Raw genomic sequence first — 16,546 nt, forward strand, 5'->3', positions numbered from 1 at the left:
CTTCCTTTCTCAATGTCGCTGATCGGTAGATGGTCGGGCGTCTTCATTCGCGCTTGCCTCGCACCGATTTCGGGGTGCATCCGAAGAACCGTGTGAAGGCGGAACTAAGATTGCTCGGGTGTTGATAGCCCACTCGATAGGCCGTTTCCGACACCTGGTAGCCAGCAGCGAGCATCTCCCGGGCCCGGTGCATGCGCATCTCGATCAGATGCTGCGCGGGGCTGGTGCCATAGGCCTGCCGGAAACACTCCTTGAGCTTGTATTCGCTGATGCCAAGGGCGGTGCATAGGTATGCATTGTTGAGCGGCTTATCCAGGTGGGCACGCATGTACGCCTCCACGTGCTGGAGCTTGTCCATGTCCCGCGCCTTGAGCTGTTCGGCTCTCTCCGCCGGCGGTGCCAGGATTTTTAACTGTTCGGCGAGCAGGCTCAGCGCGTGAATGCGCTGGCTCAGCCCGTCCTGGCGGGCAACACGGGGGGTCCTGAAAAAGCGCAGGTGTTCGCTGGTGTGGCTGCCGTGAAAGGCGATCTGGCGGAAGCTCTCGTGTCCCGCCAGCGCCATGCCCAGTACCTGACGGCAGCGCTCGCGACCGATGTAGCGCATGAGAGCGGATTCGGATACGACAAGCCTCAGCTGCTGGACAGGCTCATTGGCCGCATAGCTGCGTTCGCCGCAACCCTGCTGGAATACCGACACTGTCGTTTGGTCCGCGGCAAAGGAAAGACACTTGCCTCTTTGATCGTGGAATTCCGAATTGCCGGCAAGTCCAAACGCGATGACCAGCAGGCGCTCCGTGCCTTCGTGCTGGCATGCCTCGGTGAGTACCCTGGCCGACGAGACGTGCGATCGAACTACTGAGAACCCCGATTCGCAGTCCAAACGCTCGACCACGGATCGGCCGTGCCTCCTGATGTCCTCATGGCATGTCCATTCCGAAAACGCCAGATCGCCCTCTATAGCCAGGCTGGGTCGCGACAGATCGTCCATTCGAGTCACTCCTGTTCAGGTCGGGCGCAGGGTCCTGCCGTCTCGTGCTTCAAGGCGTTCGCCTCGGCAGCCTGTATCAAGCGTTGCGCCTCATCAGATCACAAGCACCGCCGAGCCAATACCCTCTCCCCCGAAGCCCACACGAAAATCACCGGTTCGCATAAGTAATGCGAATAATTTTCATTCGCCTAAAAAGTATCATTCCAATCAGGCGATCAACAAGTAATACCCGCCGCTTTGTCGCTCACGAGCAACAACGTAGTGATCGCTATTCCGAGTGGTTTTTGGCGGCACTTTTATCAACATTTGGAGACCGCGCAGTGCCGATCGAACCGAATCCAGTGGCCATCCCGGTTAGCGCTTGTCAGCAACTTCGACCGATCGAGGGCCTGAGCCTCATTGATGCAAGTGCGCCAGCGGTGTTCACCCCCACCGGCTGCGCCGTCGAACGACGGGTGAGGGTGTTCGCCGCGGTCGGCATGACGGCGCATGGTGCATCCATGCAGGCGCCGGTGGCCCGGTGGTATCTATCCAGCATCGGAAACACTCGTTCAGGCAGCGAGCGGGCTCACGGCATGGCATGGCCGCGCCACCGGCGCTTTCCTTGCTCCTGGCATCGACTACCTTGCTGTACCGTTGGCTTCCCTCGCCGTGACGGCTGGTGTTGCCGCGATGGTTGGGTTGAGAGGCGGCAGCGGATCACGCAGGGTGGCGCTGAGCCTGGGCGGCGGAGCCATGTTGACCATAGCGCAGTACTTGGCAATGGATGAGGCGGGCCAGCCGGTACAAGGCCCGCCTCATGAAGGCGACTGCATGCCGCCATTCTCCAGCCGTGACGCCGTGCACTTCGAACTGGAGGCGCTCGATCCCGCAGCGTGGGAGCGCTTCTGGCGGACGGTGCCTGCGTTCCCCGAGAGCGTCAACGGATCGCCATCGCGCGCGCCCTGTTGTGCGATGCCCCCATTCTCGTGCTGGACGAGGCTTCGTCCAGCATCGACGCCGAGAGCGAGCAAGCGCTCCATGTGGCGATGGCGCGATTGCGCAAGACGCGAACCTTGATCGTCATTGCGCACCGCCCCACGACCATCCGCCAGGCCGATCGCATCGTCGTGCTCGAAGACCGGCGTGTAGTCGAGACAGGCAGACACGCCGAGCTGCTGACCCGTCAAGGTGCGTACGCGCGTCTGCTGGCGCAGTGCGGCGAATCGACTCAGCTTCCGGCCGGAAGCCAAACCAGATAGCAAGACACTCCAGAGGCGATTCATGATGTTTAGGACTATCCAACGACGCGGCGCACTCCAGCAGCCGCGCGGAACTGGTCGCGGCCAGGCTACTCCATTCGCCCTCTCAGCGCTGGCAGCCGCGGCATTGACGCTGCTCCCGGTTACAGACTCCGCATGGGCGGCAACCGAGGCCGAGATCGCCACTGACAGGCGCAAATCGAACCCCAAGGATCTTGTGGCGTTACCGGCCGTCACCGTGACGGCCGACAAGACCGAAAAGCCCATCGAGAACGTGCCCGCCAGCGTCAAGGTCATGAGCGGGGAGGAACTCGAACAGTCCGGCATTTCCAGCTTTGAGCAATTGGAGGGCCGGATTCCCGGTCTGGCGTTCCAGCCTTTCGGGCAATCCGGCATCAACTCCCCGGTCATGCGCGGCCTGACCGCCAACATCAATACCGTATCCACCTCGACGCTGTTGCTGGTCGATGGCGTGCCGACGCTGACAGCCCAGGGCTTTGAGAACCGCTTCATCGACATCGATCGGATCGAGGTGCTGCGCGGTCCGCAGTCGACCCTCTATGGCCGCAATGCCGAAGCCGGTGTGATCGCCGTGTACAGCCGCCCGATGGACAATCAGCCCCGCACCAGCCTGTCCGCCGAACTCGGGAGCCGCGACAAGCGGGCGACGCGGTTCTCGTTGAGCCGCCCGTTGGTCGAGGACCAGCTCTACGCCAGCGTTTCGGGTGAATGGCAGCGCCAGGACGGGTTCATCGATAACGTCAATACGGGCGGCAAGGCAGACAACCGTGAGCGCTACAACATCAACCTCGGCCTGCGGTTTAGGCCGCGAACCACCACGGATTTCGTTCTGCGCTATACCAGGCAGGCCTATGACGACGGTGCTGCGTTGTGGGGGGCGCCGTCCGCCCCAAGGAAGCAGGTCGCTTCGGGCACGCCAAGCTGGAACCACTCGTTCGGCCAGACCTTCTCTCTGAATGCATCCCACGAGATATCGCCCGACCTGACCATCCGCTCGATTACCGCTCTCAATGACTTCAAGGACCGGGTGCAGCAGGACACGGACTTCCGTCCAGCGGAGATAGCGTATATCCGGCGTGACCATCATCTGCGCACGCTGTCCCAAGAGTTCAGGCTGGAGGGGCGGTTTAGGGAGTCCGACTGGTTGTTCGGGGTCTATGGCGACCGAAGCGACAACGACCTGCACAGCGTCGGGAAGCGGGCAATGGGGCGCGAAGACCTGCTGATCGGCCAAAAAAGCGACACTCTGGCATTGTTCACCCACTGGAATCTCAGCCTGGCTCCCTCCTGGACTCTGACCGTCGGTTCCCGTGTCGAACGCTATACCACCCGGATCGATCCGAAAGGTGCCTCCAATCAGCGGGCGGAGTGGACGCATTTCTCTCCTAAAGTGGCGCTGCAGTACAAGCTGGCCGCGGGCAATCAGGTGTATGCCAGCGTCAGCAAAGGCGTCCGAAACGGCGGCTTCAACGTGCTGGCGCCGGCGGCGAACTACATCGCGTTCGAGCCAGAAAAGGTCTGGTCCTACGAGCTTGGTGCAAAGGGATGGCTGGTCGATCAGACGCTGCGCTACTCAGCGGCCGCCTACTATATGGACGTGAAGGATATGCAGGTCATGCAAATGCCCAGGCCCGGGTTCATGTACATCACTAGCGCCGCGAGCGCGACGTCCAAGGGCGTGGAACTCGAGGCCGACTACCTGCTGGCGCGTGGATGGATGCTGCGGGCGGGGTTAGCCTGGAACCAGACGCGGTTTGACCGCTTTCAGGATGGGAGGGCCAACTACGGTGGTAATCGCAATCCTTTCGCGCCCGATCTAGACGGGCATGTTGGCATCCGCTACGACAATCCCAGAGGCTGGTATGTGCAGACCGAGTTCGTCGGCAGCGGTCAGGTCTATCTGGATGCTGCGAATCGGTACAAGCGCAATGGCTATGGCCTGATCAACCTGGTGGGCGGCTACCAGCGGGGCAACTGGGAGGTGGCCGGCTACGTCAACAACCTGGCCAACCGGACCTACGATGCGGTGGGTTACCAGAATGGCTTCGTCACTGTCTACAGCCCTCCGCGTGAAGTGGGCGTGCGCTTGACGTTGCGGCTTTGAGGAAGGGGCAAGCATGAATCGTCCATTGCCCACCTATTGGCCTGCCCAGCTGTTGCTGGGTTGGCTGAACCTCGTCCTGACCGCGCCGAGCATCTACCTGTACCTGGGCCTGCCGCTGGTGATGCGGCAGCATGGTTGGTCCGGTACGGCCATCGGACTGTTCCAGCTCGCTGGCATTCCGGCCGTCCTCAAGTTCGCGTTGGCCATGCCGGTGGACCGGTGGCCACTCGGGCGGGCGGGATACAGAAACTGGGCCACGGTGCTGTTGCTGGGTTACGCCATGCCCATCCTGGCCCTGGCCGCACAGGACATCCACGGCCTCAATCATTGGGGGCTGTTCGCGCTTGCTCTCGCCGCCAGCCTGATGGGTACCTGGGCCGATATTCCGGTCAATGCCCTGGCCATCCAATACCTGCCGGAGTCGGAGCGTATTCGCTCGGGTGCTGTCCGCGCGGCGGCGACTTCCCTCGGCGCCATCGTCGGTGGCGGCGTAATGCTCGTGGTGCAGGCTCGGGCCGGTTGGGAGTGGCCTTTCCGAATCCTGGCCGGCGGCTTGCTGTCGGGCATCTGTTTGCTTCTCGTGCACCCGTTCGCCGCTGCGCGCCGCGCGCCTGACAACCTCGTCGCGGTATCGACCCGCATAGGGATCAAGCAGTGGATCACCTATTTTTCAGCCACCGAACATCGCGCTTGGATTCCCCTGTTGCTGCTGTACTTCCCGTTTATCGGGGCCACCTGGGTCTACCTGAAGCCGCTCCTGCTCGACCAAGGGATGACGGCCGAGAACGTCGCCTGGGTAGCTGGCGTTGCTGGCGGCATGGTTGGAGCCGTCGCTAGCTTGATCGGCGGCTATGTCACCAAGCGACATGGCGTACGCGCAGCACTGCCTGCCTGCGCATTGTTCAACTTGGCGACGGTAGTGGCTTTGGCGGCCGCGGTCGCCGGCCACGTCCCGCACTCGACACTGATTGCCGCCACCATGGCAATTGCCGTGGCGATGGGGGCTGCCGCCGGCCTGCTGTTCGGCCTGATGATGTACCACACCCGGTCCGGCATGACCGCTCTGGACTATGGCATTCAGTCCAGCCTGTTCGCCTTGACGCGCATGGTGCTGCCCATGCTGGCGGGCTTGCTCCTGGATCGGCTTGGCTACTTGGGAATGCTAGGCGGCATCGCCGCCGGTCTGCTGGGGGTACTCATGCTCACTCTGCAATATCTCAGGGCTGCGCCACTTGGCAGGCCAAGCACCGGGCCACTCGGATAGCGCGGCGCTTCCAGCCTCACGGGCGAGGCCGACGATTGATTGATGAGGCGGAGAACCAGGCCCGGCTGACCGGAGTGCGAGTGATTCACCTGGAGACAAATCGAGCGCTACGCGAGGCAATCGCACTATACCGGCGCTGCGGATACATCGAGGTCGATGCGTTCCATGCTGAGCCCTACGCCCACCATTGGTTTGAAAAGACGCTACCTTGACGCCGCCGGCCTGGCCAGCGTGCTGGGCGGGGCGACCACACTAGGCAAACTGTCGGAGGCGGGAGGGGCGAAGGTTGAAGGCGCTGGCGTAAAATTCGACGAACTTGCAGGCATGCTCGATACCTTCAAGCCTGACTTCAACATCGTGACGCCGTAGTGGCCGCCGACCAGTCCCGATCCAACCTGCTCGACCCTGACTATGAAGACCGCTTGCCTCATTTTTGTTCTGGCTGTAATAAACACCAATCCCATCTTCGCTGCTGATTTTCTGGTGCCGGGTATCTATCGACTCGAAGCTGGCTCCAACCTGGGTGCGGCGGAACGAATGCAAGCAAGGCCGGGCGAAATGCACGTCGAGCACTTCGAGCATGCTATTCCCGAGGCAGCGGGTGTAACATATGCCATGGTTTCCCATGGGGCCGGCACCCCTCGAAACAAGCTGATCTTCCTTGTCGATCAGGATTACCGCATGGACATAAATGGTGCCAATCGGCTCTGCGTTGCCTATGCCTTTCCGGATTGGAACGACTACTCAAAAGCCCAGCCATTCTGCCGGACCAACATCGGCGCTGGCGAAGCCGTGCTAAAGGGGCGCGATTCGACATTCACCGTCACCTGGCAGCCCAGGAGAGCATTCCAGCGCAGGGAGCAAGTTGCGGCTGAGCGCCGACCCACCCCGGACGAAATCGGTGCCTGCGCGCTCGGTGTCTGCGAGCCGGCGGCTTACGGCCGGGGAATCGACCACTATGAAACGACCTACTACGCTGATCGCTTCAAGCTGGTGACGCCACGCGACTACGGAGACATCCTCTACCTCGAGAGGGCGGTGCCAGTCTTCGCACAGGCAGACCGTGCGTCGCCAGTCGCCAGTCTTGACGCCGAGCGTTTTGTCGCCGTTCTTGCCAGCGGGCCGGATTGGTATGAGGTTGAGCATGTCCGTCAGGACGGTTCGGTTGTCCATGGCTGGATCGACCGGGATGATTTGTTCGAGTTGAAGTGGGTTGAGCAAAAGGCCAGAACAAAGGCGTTCCGATTCCGCGTCGCCCTTCGTTCCGGGGATGACGCTTCGGAGCCCGCATTGCCCGTGGCGATCGAGGTGCTGGACCGGAGGACCGGTCGGCGCTTCCAGGTCCTTCGCGACTTCGTTTCAGAGGGGCAACCCGCTGACAACGCGTTCTTGCAAGTCGTCGACGCCAATTTTGACGGCCACCCGGACATCACCATCTCCGGTATGTCGGGTGGCGCAGGCCCAAACAGCACCGAGAACGTCTTCCTGTTCGATCCGGTTACGCGGCGATTCGTCTATAACGAGGCATTGTCCAACTTGCCCCAGATTTCCATTGACACCAATCGCCATACCGTCCAGTCAGCACAGCGCGGTAGTTGCTGCAGTCATTCTGCTCAGACATTTCGCTATATTGACGGGAAGTTGACACTGGTGGCCGAGTGGGACGAGAGCTTGTCGGCAGACGGGAAATGGCTCGTGACGACAACCGGGCACTTGGAGAACGGCAAGCTCCGTTACCGGACCAAACGAAAGAAAGCGCAGTGGAACTGATCTGTGCTCCAACACGGCCGGCGCCAGCACGCAGGCGCCTGTAGGGAGACAGATTAGCGCTCAGGATGTCCCCTCGATTATGGGTTGCCATTGCGTTACCATGGCAGGGTTCTCCGTGTTCTGCAAAGAGCCGGTTGCGGGATTGGCCTCAGTCGACAGGCGTTCGCTGTGCAATGATCCCCGCTCTTTCAATCCCCCATATGAGGATAGCTTTCATGTCACTCCGCCTTTTTCTTCGATGCACGCTGCTTTGCGCCGTCACGCTTGTTCCGGCAGCGCCGGCTCTCGCATACTTCGACACGTTCATCCACGGCACCGTGATCGGGAGCATGAGCCAAAAAGAGTCGGCCGCGCTATTCAAGGCTGTCAGCAAGACCCTGGATGACGGCGCCGATGGTGCGGCGGTGCCATGGACCTACCCTGCATCAGGAAACCGCAAGCCGATCGAGGGTAATCTGACGCCAATCAGCGGTAAGACTGACAAAGGCCAGTCCTGCCGCCAGCTGAAGCTTCAGTTAAAGCGCGCCAGCCAGGAAGACAACTGGACCGGCTGGTTCTGCAAGCAGAGCGACGGGCGCTGGCGCTCGCGCAAGCTCAGCGACGGTTGAGCGCTTTCGGAAACACGATGAGCATTGCATATCGCTAAGAGCGTGAAATGCACTAGATTAGGTTACTGCCACCTATGTGCAAGCCACTCCGCAATTTCACTTTCCCGCAGTGTCGACAGACACGTGAGCACTTCCTTCAGATAGGCGTAAGGGTCTTGCTCGTTCAATTTGGCGGGATGGATCAGGCTCATGAAGGACGCCGCGCGCTACAGTCGCCCACGCGTTGATCGAGACCTGCGAGCTCAACGAGAACGCTTTCGAAGGTTAGGACGTGTCCGATTCTATTGGCAGCGTGCCGCCATTAAACTGGCGGCATACTTTACCGAAGAGCGGCATGAAGCGAAATACAACACGCCGAGCCCTGGTGCTCGGATTCGCCACCATTTCCGTGACCGCTGCCAGCGCATGGGCAGGCGAGGCCGAAGACCTGTGCGCGGCAATGGGAGGTGGTAAGCGCGAGCCCGCTGCCGCCACCTTGCCGGCGCCCGCCAGGGGCGATGTGGCCACGGCCCAGGCAAACCTAGCCTTGGCCTATCTCTACGGCACCGGCGTCAGGAAGGACACGCGGGCGCGCTTCGATTTGCCGCGCAAAGCCGCCGGGCAGGAAGAGGCCGATTCGCGCGAGGAGCTTGGCCATGCGTATTCGCAGGGCTACGGCGTGCCCAAGGAAGAGGCGGGCCGGTGGTCGATCGCGAGGCGGTCAGATGGCCGCGCAAGGCGGGGGCGCAGGGCCTAGCGCTGAAATTCTGGCGATGGGCGAAGCCTCGCCTGGCTCAGAGGCAGCACGATAGCGCGGCCTGTCGAATTGATTGCGGGCCTCTGATCTGATTTCGGCGGAATTCTTCCCCGGCAGTCCGCGCAACGCGGACTGCGACTTTGGTCAGGGAGCAAGGGGAACCGAACTGCGAAGCGTGTTCAGCGTGTCGCAACCAGCATAGCGGCCGCCGTCGCACGGCGAGCCAACGAGAGTTTTTCTTGCACTTGGGAATCTCCTTTCTTCCTTATGTCAGGTGTACGCAACCACCGCCGGCGTATTGGGCGTATTGGGCGTATTGGGCGTCTTGGCTCAGTACGAGTCCCGCAGCTTGGCTACAACTCGCCTCACGTCGAAGGCGCTTAGTAGTATATACAAGTATATTCATATAAATATAATTTCAACGGCATGCAACCGCCTTCACCGCTACCGCTTTGTGGCTGACTAAACGATGATGCATAACCATCGGGGTATGGTAGATTCAAGGATGCCTATTCAGGAGCGGTGCCGCTCACGGAACGGCAAGCCGGCGATGCAATCCGGACTCCCGGACGTTGCTCGAAAATGGTGGCCGGAAAGACAGCCGAACGAGGTGCAATCAATATGAAGAAGAGCGCAACGACCAATGGCGAATCCCCTTCTCGGCTGATCGACGAGAGGATCAAGGAACTGGACGACTGGAGGGGCAAGACGCTCTCCCATGTCCGTGCGCTTATCAAGCTGGCCGACCCTGAGGTGGTCGAGGAATGGAAGTGGAGAGGCGTTCCGGTTTGGTCTCACAATGGACTGATTTGCACCGGCGAGACGTACAAGAGCGTCGTGAAGCTGACTTTCTCCAAGGGCGCTTCGCTCGAGGACCCTTCAGGATTATTCAACGCCAGCCTTGAAGGCAACACCCGGCGCGCTATCGATCTCCACGAAGGCGAAGAACTAAATGAGGATGCGTTCAAGGCGCTCATACGCGCCGCTGCGGCCCTGAACAGGGCATCGGCCCGATAGTCGAATCCGGCGCCTCCGCCGTGGCACTAGCGTGGCCTGCCGCGAGCGCTCGTCTTGGTGCCCCCGGGGCGAGGCGCGTCCTTACCCGCCAAGGCACCGCCGCCATTCATCTGCTCCAGCCACGACAAGGCGTCGACGTACGACAAGAACTGCTGGAGATATCCTGGCGATAGCTCGCGCATCAGTGAAAGCGACCGATGCACGAGGCGGTTCGAATTGAGCGGGCCGGCATTATCGGGCACTTGCTCCAGCGATTGGCGCAATTGCCGATCGGTACTGACCCTGGACCAGATTGCCTTGAAGTAGTCGAGCGCCTCCATGTCAGGATAGGAGGCGCGCCGGGGCGCGGCGTGATTTGGTGCGTGGCCGTCGCCAGCCGCCGGCGGATGGCTGGCGATGTAATCGACCAATCCGGCAAGCGCTCCGCGGGCGGGCTCGCATGGCGATGCTGCGCTGCCAGCGTTGTCGGCGCTGCCGGCGTCATTGGCGCTTTCAAGATCGTCGGCATAGGCATCGAGGAGCTTGGACAGCCTGTCATCCAGGATGCGTCGCGCATCTCCGCTGTGGCTATCGGCCCGTCTGGCCAGCGCGTCGATGAAATGAAAGCGGACGGGGTCCAGGCGATCGGCGCCCCGCTCGCGCCATGCATTGAGCACCGTCCGGGCGTCGGGCTTCGCGCCACATGTCTGCCCGCTACTCACGGGGCTTCGCCGTTGCAGTGGACGGCCGGGGGATCGGCGCGATTTCCACGCGCCGGTTCCTGGCCCGTCCCGCGTCGTCCGCATTCGCGGTCACGGGCTGCTGGGAGCCGAAGGCGGCGGCGAATACCGAGGAGGATGGGATGCCTTCTTCGATCAACGCACGGGTTACCGTCAACGCGCGCTGGGCCGACAGCTCCCAGTTGTCGGCGAAGCGGCGGTTGGCCTCCCGCACCTGCTGGTCATCGGTAAAGCCACTCACCATCAGGATCTCCTCGCGGGCCTGAAGATAAACGGACAGCGGCCCGGCCAGGCTCTTGAGCACCGCACGGCCTTCGGGCTGCAACTGATCGGAGTTGAGCGCAAACAACACGCTGCCGTTGATGCCGATGCGCCCGTTGACCAGCGTGACCCGGCCCGCCGCCAGCGGCCCCGCCAGCGCCTGTTCCAGGGCCTCGCGGCGATGCTTTTCCTCCTGGCGCTGCTTGACCTCTTCTTCCAGCCTGGTCGAGAGTTCCAGTTGCACGCCGATCACGCCCACCAGGATCAGGACAAAGGCGCCGAGCAGCACCGACATCAGGTCGCCGAAGACGGCCCATATCGGCACTGTCGGCTCTACGCCGGCGTCGATGTCCTCTCTCATGCCGCTTCAACGCTGGCGGATGCCCGCTGACCCGCGAGCTGTTGCAAGCCTTCGACGATCTGCTTTTGCGACAGCATGCTCAGGTCGATGACTTCCCTGGCCTGTGCCACGTAATAGGCAAGCTGTTCGTCACTACGCGCGATGGACTTGTCCAGCGAGGCTTCGATGCGCTGCAGGTGGGCCACCAGCTTGTCGTTCGACTCGCCGAACAACTGCACGGCCATGCCGAAGGCTTCGCCCAGGCTTGCCACCTCGACGGCGCTGCCGGTGACCTGTGCGGCGACGGCGGCCATCTTCCCGGTTTCGGCTTCGACCTTGTCGGTGAAACGGGTGCCGACGCGATCCAGCAGATCCGCCGAGGTGGCGACCAGCGCGTCGACGGCGGTCCTCTGCTCGGTGGAGGCATGGTTCACGGCATCCAGCAGCGTTCCCAGCGTTTCCAGCAGGCGGCCGCGTTCCTCCAGCATCGTGTTGTCGCGGGCCATGCTGTCGGAGAGCTTCTGGCGCAGTTCGGCGACGACGTCGGCTGCGGCCTTGGGGGCTTCCGAGGCGGCTTGCACGAGTCGGGCGATCTCGGCGATCGTGTCGCTGGCGTGCGCCTTCGTCTGGGACGATATATCGTGCGCAGTCCGCGCAAGGGTCTCGCAGATTTCCTGCTGCCGGCTCGCGTTGTGCGTGCCGGCCTGCTCCCACTCCGCGCGCAGCGTAGCCGCCATCGCGGCCAGCGTGTCGGTCCAGGCCGCCAGCCGCTGCGCGTCCCGCGATGCCAACGCCGTCTGCAGGTCCGTATGCGACTGGCCGACCGTGCGCACCAGCGACGCCGAGTGCTGCTCGAACGTCGCCGCGGCGGCTGCCAGGGCGTGCTGGTTGTCGCCCGCCAGTTTCTGGCTCACGCGTTCGTGCTGGGCGAGCGCGTTGCTCCACGCTTCCGACATGCCGCCTGTGGCGGTTTCCAGGCGGGCGGAGACGATTTCCAGCAGCTTGGGGGCCGCCGAAGCGGCCTGTACGAGCCGGTCGATCTCGGCGACGGTGTTGCTGGCGTGCGCCTGCGTCTGGGCCGATATGTCGCGCACGTTCTGCGCCAGCGTGTCGCAGATTTCCTGCTGCCGGCTTGCGGTATGCGCGCCGGTCAGCTCCCACTCCTTGCGCAGTGCCGCGGCCAGCGCGCCGAGCGTGTCGGTCCAGGCCGCCAGCCGCTGCTCGTCCCGCGATGCCAGCGCCGCCTGCAGGTCTGTATGCGACTGGCCGACCGCGCGCACCAGCGACGCTGATTGCTGCTCCAAGGTTTGCGCGGCCGCCACCAAAGCTTGCTGATTGTCGGCCGCTAGTTTCTCGCTGACGTGTTCGTGCCGGGACAGCGCGCTGTTCCAGGCCGCCGATACGCCGCCCGCCGCGGTTTCCATGCGGGCGGCGACGCCTTCGACCAGGCCGGCCGAGCGTTGCTCGAAGGTGTCGGCGAACTGATCGAGCGTGGTGCGCAGGTCCTGGGTGAGCGCCTCGCTCGAGCGCTGGTGCCCCGCCAGCGCCTTGTTCCAGATGTCTGCCACGGTAGTGGTCGCAGCCCCGAAACCGTTCGACAGCCCATCGAGTTGTCGCTGTACGGCATGCGTGATGGTGTCGTGAAGCGAGGCCGTCTCGCGCGTGAGGCTCGACGTCAACGCCTCCACGGCTGGCTGGAGCGTTGCGCCAGCGGCGCGGGCGCTGTCGGCGACGCTTTCCTTCAAGGACTGCTCCACGGAGGCAGCCAGGCGGGTGTACGCGGCCTCGGTCTTGCCGTGGAAGGCGTCCTGGCTGGCGAGATGGCGCTCATGCAAGGCCTGGCTTTGCTGCTCCATGGCCGCCATCATGGCGTTCAGCCGATCGACCAGGGCAGGCATCACTTCGGCTTGGCGCTGCAGCAGCTGGATAGTTTCCTCGCGCTGGTGGGATTGCGAATAGCTGCGCAATGTCGTCGCGATCCTGGCGTCGAGCATCTGCGCTGCTTGGATCCGCTCGCGCCGGCACAACGTGGACAGTAGCCCCAGCATGGCGGAGGTGGCCACGCCCGCGACCGATGTGCCGAATGCAAATCCCAGGCCCTTGACCGGTGCGGCCAGCGAAGCGCGGATGGCCTGCAAATCCGTTGCGCTTTCCAGCGCCATCCCGGTGCCCTTCAGCGTGGCCACCATGCCGAGGAACGTGCCAAGCATGCCCAGCAACACCAGCAAGCCCACCAGGTACGGCGTCAGCGCCGGCCCTGGCAAGCCCACCCGCTCACCCTCGATGCGCAGGCGCGCCGCATTGCGCAGGCTGGGATGCAATTGATCCAGCCAGGCGCTCAGGCTGGGCGGAGGTCCGGTCAGGCCAGCCACGGCCCGCGCCAGGGTGGAAGTGGCCTGGTGATCGCGCCGCAGCTCGAGCGCGCCTGCCAGGTAGCAAGCGCCGATCAGCATCGTGACGGCTAGCGCCAGGGTGTTCGAGCCGGCGTAACCGGCGCCGATCCAGCACACGGCGGCCAGGCCAGAAAAACGGCGAAATTAAGAAGATATCTGGACATGGCGTCCTGCTTAGCTGGTTAGCTGGTTGCTGGAGCGAAGGGCCGCAAGCAGCCCTTCGACCGGTTGAAAACGAATATCCAGTTCGGCTAGTAGCACGCTGCGCATATCCTTGCGGAACACGTCCAGCCATGCGCTGGACGTGAGCGCTGCGGGCTCGCGCGAGGCCTGGGGATCGGCCAGCGCTGCCTGCCCGGCCTGGCGCAAACGCGCGAAGTGCCCTTCGAGCAAGCCAGGCACGGCGCCAAGCAGGCTCCGCTCGCGCGCACTCAGCGCGTCTTCCATGACGGCATCCACCGTTGCGAGCCGGGCCATGGCGGACGACCTGGCGGCCAGCATCTTCCGCAGGCGGCCGCGCAAGCTGCCGATATCCGTCTCCATCGCCTGCTGCAAGGAGAGATAGCGCTGGCGATAAAGCGAATAATCGGCCACCTCACCCGCGGGATCCTCTTGGGTGGGCGCCTGCGCTTGTCCGCGCCGCTTGGCGGGGGCGGATGCGCCATCGCCCGTGATGGCATTGGCCAAGGCGGTTCGCACATGGACGCACGCTCGTTCCTCGGCACTGCCGAAGGCGCGCGCGCCGGATGCCACCGCCGGCGCATCGCCGTTCAGGGCCGCGGACAGCGCTATGGCGTCCGCCCAGCCGAGCCATTGGCTCAGACGGTCCGAGAGCGATTGCCTGGATTCGGGCACATCGACGTCCGTCAGGCGCGCAAGCAAACGAATGAGCGTGGGGCCGCTGAGACTTGTGCGCTGTGGAGCTTGCACCATACCGGCTGAGTCAAAAACCCTGCAGTTTACACGCCGGCGGGAGCTGGACCTACCGCATTTCGCTTTGCCGGACGAATATCGAGGCAAAGCCACATTTTTTGGATAGAAACTTTCGCCATAAGGGCTTGCCGAGTAGGGGCGATTAGTCCATAATGCAGTCCATTGATTCGGCGGCAGGTCAAAAAACCTCTTAATAATCAATAGGTTAGAGCAGCTATTCATAGTTGCCCATGTGGCTCAGTGGTAGAGCACTCCCTTGGTAAGGGAGAGGTCGGCAGTTCGATCCTGCCCATGGGCACCATGTCATTTCCCTTGGTCCGCGTTCTTCGCGCGGGCTGTCCAGGCTAGCCGGCTCCGGCAAGTTTTCTTCTCAGCGTTTCCTCCCGGCCTGCACCTGCCTTGCCAATGCAGAATCACTGCAGCGGCTGCCCCGCCTTCAGACTCCCCCAAACATATAGCTCGACACAGTAATGCCGCCAGCGAAGTTGTCTTCGTGGTAGACGCGCGTGGCGATGTCGTCTTCGGCCGCGCCCACGGCGACCATCAATGGCAGCAAGTGCTCTTCTCGCGGATGGGCCTGGCGGGCAGCGGGTGCGCTCTCCCAGTCCGTTAGCGCAGCGGTGCGCTGCGCTGGGGTGGTTGCCGTCAGCGCTTGCTGGAGCCAGGCATCGAATGCGGCCGATGGCGCCTTCCCGGCAGGGCCGAATGCGCGCAGGTTGTGGTAGCTCAGTCCGCTGCCGACGATGAGGATGCCTTCGTGGCGTAGCGGCGCCAGCGCTCGCCCGAGCGTGAGATGCGATTGCGGATCGAGCCCACGCTTGAGCGAGAGTTGCAAGGTCGGCATATCGGCGTCGGGATAGATGGCGGCCATCGGCGCATACATGCCGTGGTCGAAGCCACGCAACGGATCGAGCCGCGTGGCCAGGCCAGCGTCCTCGAGCAAGCCTTGCACGCGCGCGGCGAGTTGCGGCGCGCCCGGCGCGGGGTACTGGATCCGATACGTGTAGTCCGGAAAGCCGTAGTAGTCATAAATCATGGGCGGCTTCGGGTTGGCCATGACCGTGAACTCCGGCTCTTCCCAGTGCGCCGAGATCATCAGAATGGCCTTGGGCGCTGCGCCAGCCCGTTGCACCAGTTGCGGCATCTGCTGCAGCGCGGCCTTGAGCTTGTCGTAGCGGCCGCCCATCTGGTCTTCCATCCAGGGCCAGGGCCCGCCGCCGTGCGAGATGAAGAACGTGGGGAGTGCAGGCGTCGTCATCCGGGATCTCCTGGTTACGCAGCGTCAGTGCTGGTGGCGCTGCCCGGCGGCATAGCCGAGCAGGCCGGACAAATCGCGCGCGGCGCGCCTGACTTCGCGCTCCACGCGTTCGCGCAGGGCAGCGTCGCGCTCGAAACGGATGTCAGGGCCGGCCACGCTGATGGCGGCTACCGTTGCGCCGCTGGCGTCGAACACCGGCGCCGCGCAAGAGTCGATGCCTGGCTCGAACGCGGAGAAGCTCCACGCGCAGCCGCGCTCGCGGTCGGCGGCGAGGATGTCGCCCAGGCGTGCATAGGTGGCCGGGCTTTGCCCCGTGACGGTCGCGAGCGGCTCCACGCCCAGCCGCTCGCGCAGCGCGTCTTCCGGCAGGCCCGCAATCAGCATGCGCCCGGGTGTGGTGAGGTGGGCGGGCACGCGGCTGCCGACCTGGATATTGCTGACCAGCGAGGTCTGCGGCATATCGCGCAGCAGGTAAAGCACGTCGCCGCCATCGAGCACGCCGAGGTAGGCGGAGAGTTGCAGCGATTCGCTCAGGGTGGCCAGCACGCGGCGCGCAAACACGGTGAGGTCCTTGCCAGCCAGCACCTTTGCGCCCAGCTTGAGCAGGGCGAAGCCCGCCTGGTGGCCGCCCTGCGGCAGCCGTTCCACCATGCCTTCGTGCTCCAGCGTGGCAAGCAGGCGCATCACGGTGACACGGTTGACGTCGATGCGCCGGCCGACTTCGCTCAGGTTGGTGGTGGACCCGCCTTGCGCGATAAAGCGCAGCAGCCGCATGGCGCGGATCACCGGGCTGACCAGTTGCGTCTTGTCGTCGTCGCCGCCGCCGGTGGCATCGGTTGTGTCTATCGCGTCGGGCGCGGGCTGGTTCAGCTTGAGGTTCTTGCTCATCGGTT

16 protein-coding genes, 1 tRNA gene and 1 pseudogene are annotated in these 16,546 nt (G+C 63.4%); 9 read left to right on the top strand and 9 right to left on the bottom strand.

What is annotated here, in order from left to right:
• Positions 1–43 precede the first annotated feature (43 nt).
• Entirely contained in the window at positions 44–988 is a 945-nt protein-coding gene (locus OR16_RS22795; protein WP_006160308.1) for a helix-turn-helix transcriptional regulator, read from the bottom strand.
• 797 nt (positions 989–1,785) lie between these two features.
• On the bottom strand, positions 1,786–2,253 hold the full coding sequence (locus OR16_RS44145; protein WP_158001383.1) for a hypothetical protein: 468 nt from the start codon (positions 2,251–2,253) through the stop codon (positions 1,786–1,788).
• Between the two features lie 103 nt (positions 2,254–2,356).
• On the opposite strand from OR16_RS44145, the gene OR16_RS22805 reads away from it, so the two are divergent.
• The 6 genes from OR16_RS22805 (at position 2,357) to OR16_RS22825 (ending at position 7,996) form a co-directional block, all read left to right on the top strand.
• Positions 2,357–4,354, top strand: coding sequence for a TonB-dependent receptor (locus tag OR16_RS22805; RefSeq protein WP_006160311.1), 1,998 nt, complete (start codon positions 2,357–2,359; stop codon positions 4,352–4,354).
• A gap of 13 nt (positions 4,355–4,367) precedes the next feature.
• Positions 4,368–5,618 (top strand): MFS transporter, encoded by a 1,251-nt coding sequence (locus tag OR16_RS22810; protein WP_043420723.1) that lies wholly within the window; start codon positions 4,368–4,370, stop codon positions 5,616–5,618.
• Positions 5,619–5,653: 35 nt separating this feature from the next.
• The gene (locus tag OR16_RS41700; protein ID WP_237717183.1) at positions 5,654–5,830 is read left to right on the top strand and encodes a hypothetical protein; all 177 of its coding nucleotides are present in this window, start codon (positions 5,654–5,656) and stop codon (positions 5,828–5,830) included.
• Entirely contained in the window at positions 5,775–5,987 is a 213-nt protein-coding gene (locus OR16_RS22815) for an alkyl sulfatase C-terminal domain-containing protein (protein WP_006160313.1), read from the top strand. The genes OR16_RS41700 and OR16_RS22815 overlap by 56 nt, the downstream gene beginning before the upstream one ends.
• Positions 5,988–6,029: 42 nt before the next feature.
• Entirely contained in the window at positions 6,030–7,388 is a 1,359-nt protein-coding gene (locus OR16_RS22820; RefSeq protein WP_006160314.1) for an XAC2610-related protein, read from the top strand.
• Between the two features lie 215 nt (positions 7,389–7,603).
• Positions 7,604–7,996 (top strand): RT0821/Lpp0805 family surface protein, encoded by a 393-nt coding sequence (locus OR16_RS22825; RefSeq protein ID WP_006160315.1) that lies wholly within the window; start codon positions 7,604–7,606, stop codon positions 7,994–7,996.
• A gap of 62 nt (positions 7,997–8,058) precedes the next feature.
• Here OR16_RS22825 and OR16_RS41705 read toward each other — a convergent pair.
• Positions 8,059–8,202, bottom strand: a pseudogene (locus OR16_RS41705) (transposase domain-containing protein); the annotation flags it as partial.
• A gap of 128 nt (positions 8,203–8,330) precedes the next feature.
• Between OR16_RS41705 and OR16_RS22830 the strand changes: the two are divergent.
• A complete protein-coding gene (locus tag OR16_RS22830) occupies positions 8,331–8,732 on the top strand; it encodes a sel1 repeat family protein (RefSeq protein ID WP_141639905.1) in 402 nt (133 codons plus the stop codon).
• A gap of 621 nt (positions 8,733–9,353) precedes the next feature.
• Positions 9,354–9,749 (top strand): DUF1801 domain-containing protein, encoded by a 396-nt coding sequence (locus OR16_RS22835; RefSeq protein ID WP_006160319.1) that lies wholly within the window; start codon positions 9,354–9,356, stop codon positions 9,747–9,749.
• A 26-nt stretch (positions 9,750–9,775) separates the two neighbouring features.
• Here OR16_RS22835 and OR16_RS22840 read toward each other — a convergent pair whose 3' ends face one another.
• The 4 genes from OR16_RS22840 to OR16_RS22855 are packed head-to-tail and all read right to left on the bottom strand — an operon-like array spanning position 9,776 to position 14,395.
• Positions 9,776–10,450 (bottom strand): DUF2894 domain-containing protein, encoded by a 675-nt coding sequence (locus OR16_RS22840; protein ID WP_050983074.1) that lies wholly within the window; start codon positions 10,448–10,450, stop codon positions 9,776–9,778.
• Positions 10,443–11,090: an OmpA family protein gene (locus OR16_RS22845; RefSeq protein WP_006160325.1), complete on the bottom strand. Its 648-nt coding sequence runs from the start codon at positions 11,088–11,090 to the stop codon at positions 10,443–10,445. The genes OR16_RS22840 and OR16_RS22845 overlap by 8 nt, the downstream gene beginning before the upstream one ends.
• The gene (locus tag OR16_RS22850) at positions 11,087–13,579 is read right to left on the bottom strand and encodes a DUF802 domain-containing protein (RefSeq protein ID WP_006160327.1); all 2,493 of its coding nucleotides are present in this window, start codon (positions 13,577–13,579) and stop codon (positions 11,087–11,089) included. Before OR16_RS22850 ends, OR16_RS22845 begins: the two co-directional genes overlap by 4 nt.
• A gap of 57 nt (positions 13,580–13,636) precedes the next feature.
• Positions 13,637–14,395, bottom strand: a complete 759-nt coding sequence (locus tag OR16_RS22855) for a DUF3348 domain-containing protein (RefSeq protein ID WP_043420727.1) — start codon at positions 14,393–14,395, stop codon at positions 13,637–13,639.
• Between the two features lie 226 nt (positions 14,396–14,621).
• Between OR16_RS22855 and OR16_RS22860 the strand changes: the two genes are divergently transcribed.
• Positions 14,622–14,696: transfer RNA gene (locus tag OR16_RS22860), tRNA-Thr, on the top strand.
• A gap of 135 nt (positions 14,697–14,831) precedes the next feature.
• Here the strand turns inward: OR16_RS22860 and OR16_RS22865 are convergent.
• Complete coding sequence (locus OR16_RS22865) at positions 14,832–15,653, bottom strand: DODA-type extradiol aromatic ring-opening family dioxygenase (protein ID WP_006160330.1); 822 nt, start codon at positions 15,651–15,653, stop codon at positions 14,832–14,834.
• A gap of 24 nt (positions 15,654–15,677) precedes the next feature.
• Entirely contained in the window at positions 15,678–16,541 is an 864-nt protein-coding gene (locus tag OR16_RS22870; RefSeq protein ID WP_006160332.1) for an IclR family transcriptional regulator, read from the bottom strand.
• Positions 16,542–16,546 lie beyond the last annotated feature (5 nt).

It is taken from the genome of Cupriavidus basilensis OR16, from assembly GCF_000243095.1.
In the GTDB taxonomy this organism is placed as follows: domain Bacteria; phylum Pseudomonadota; class Gammaproteobacteria; order Burkholderiales; family Burkholderiaceae; genus Cupriavidus; species Cupriavidus basilensis_D.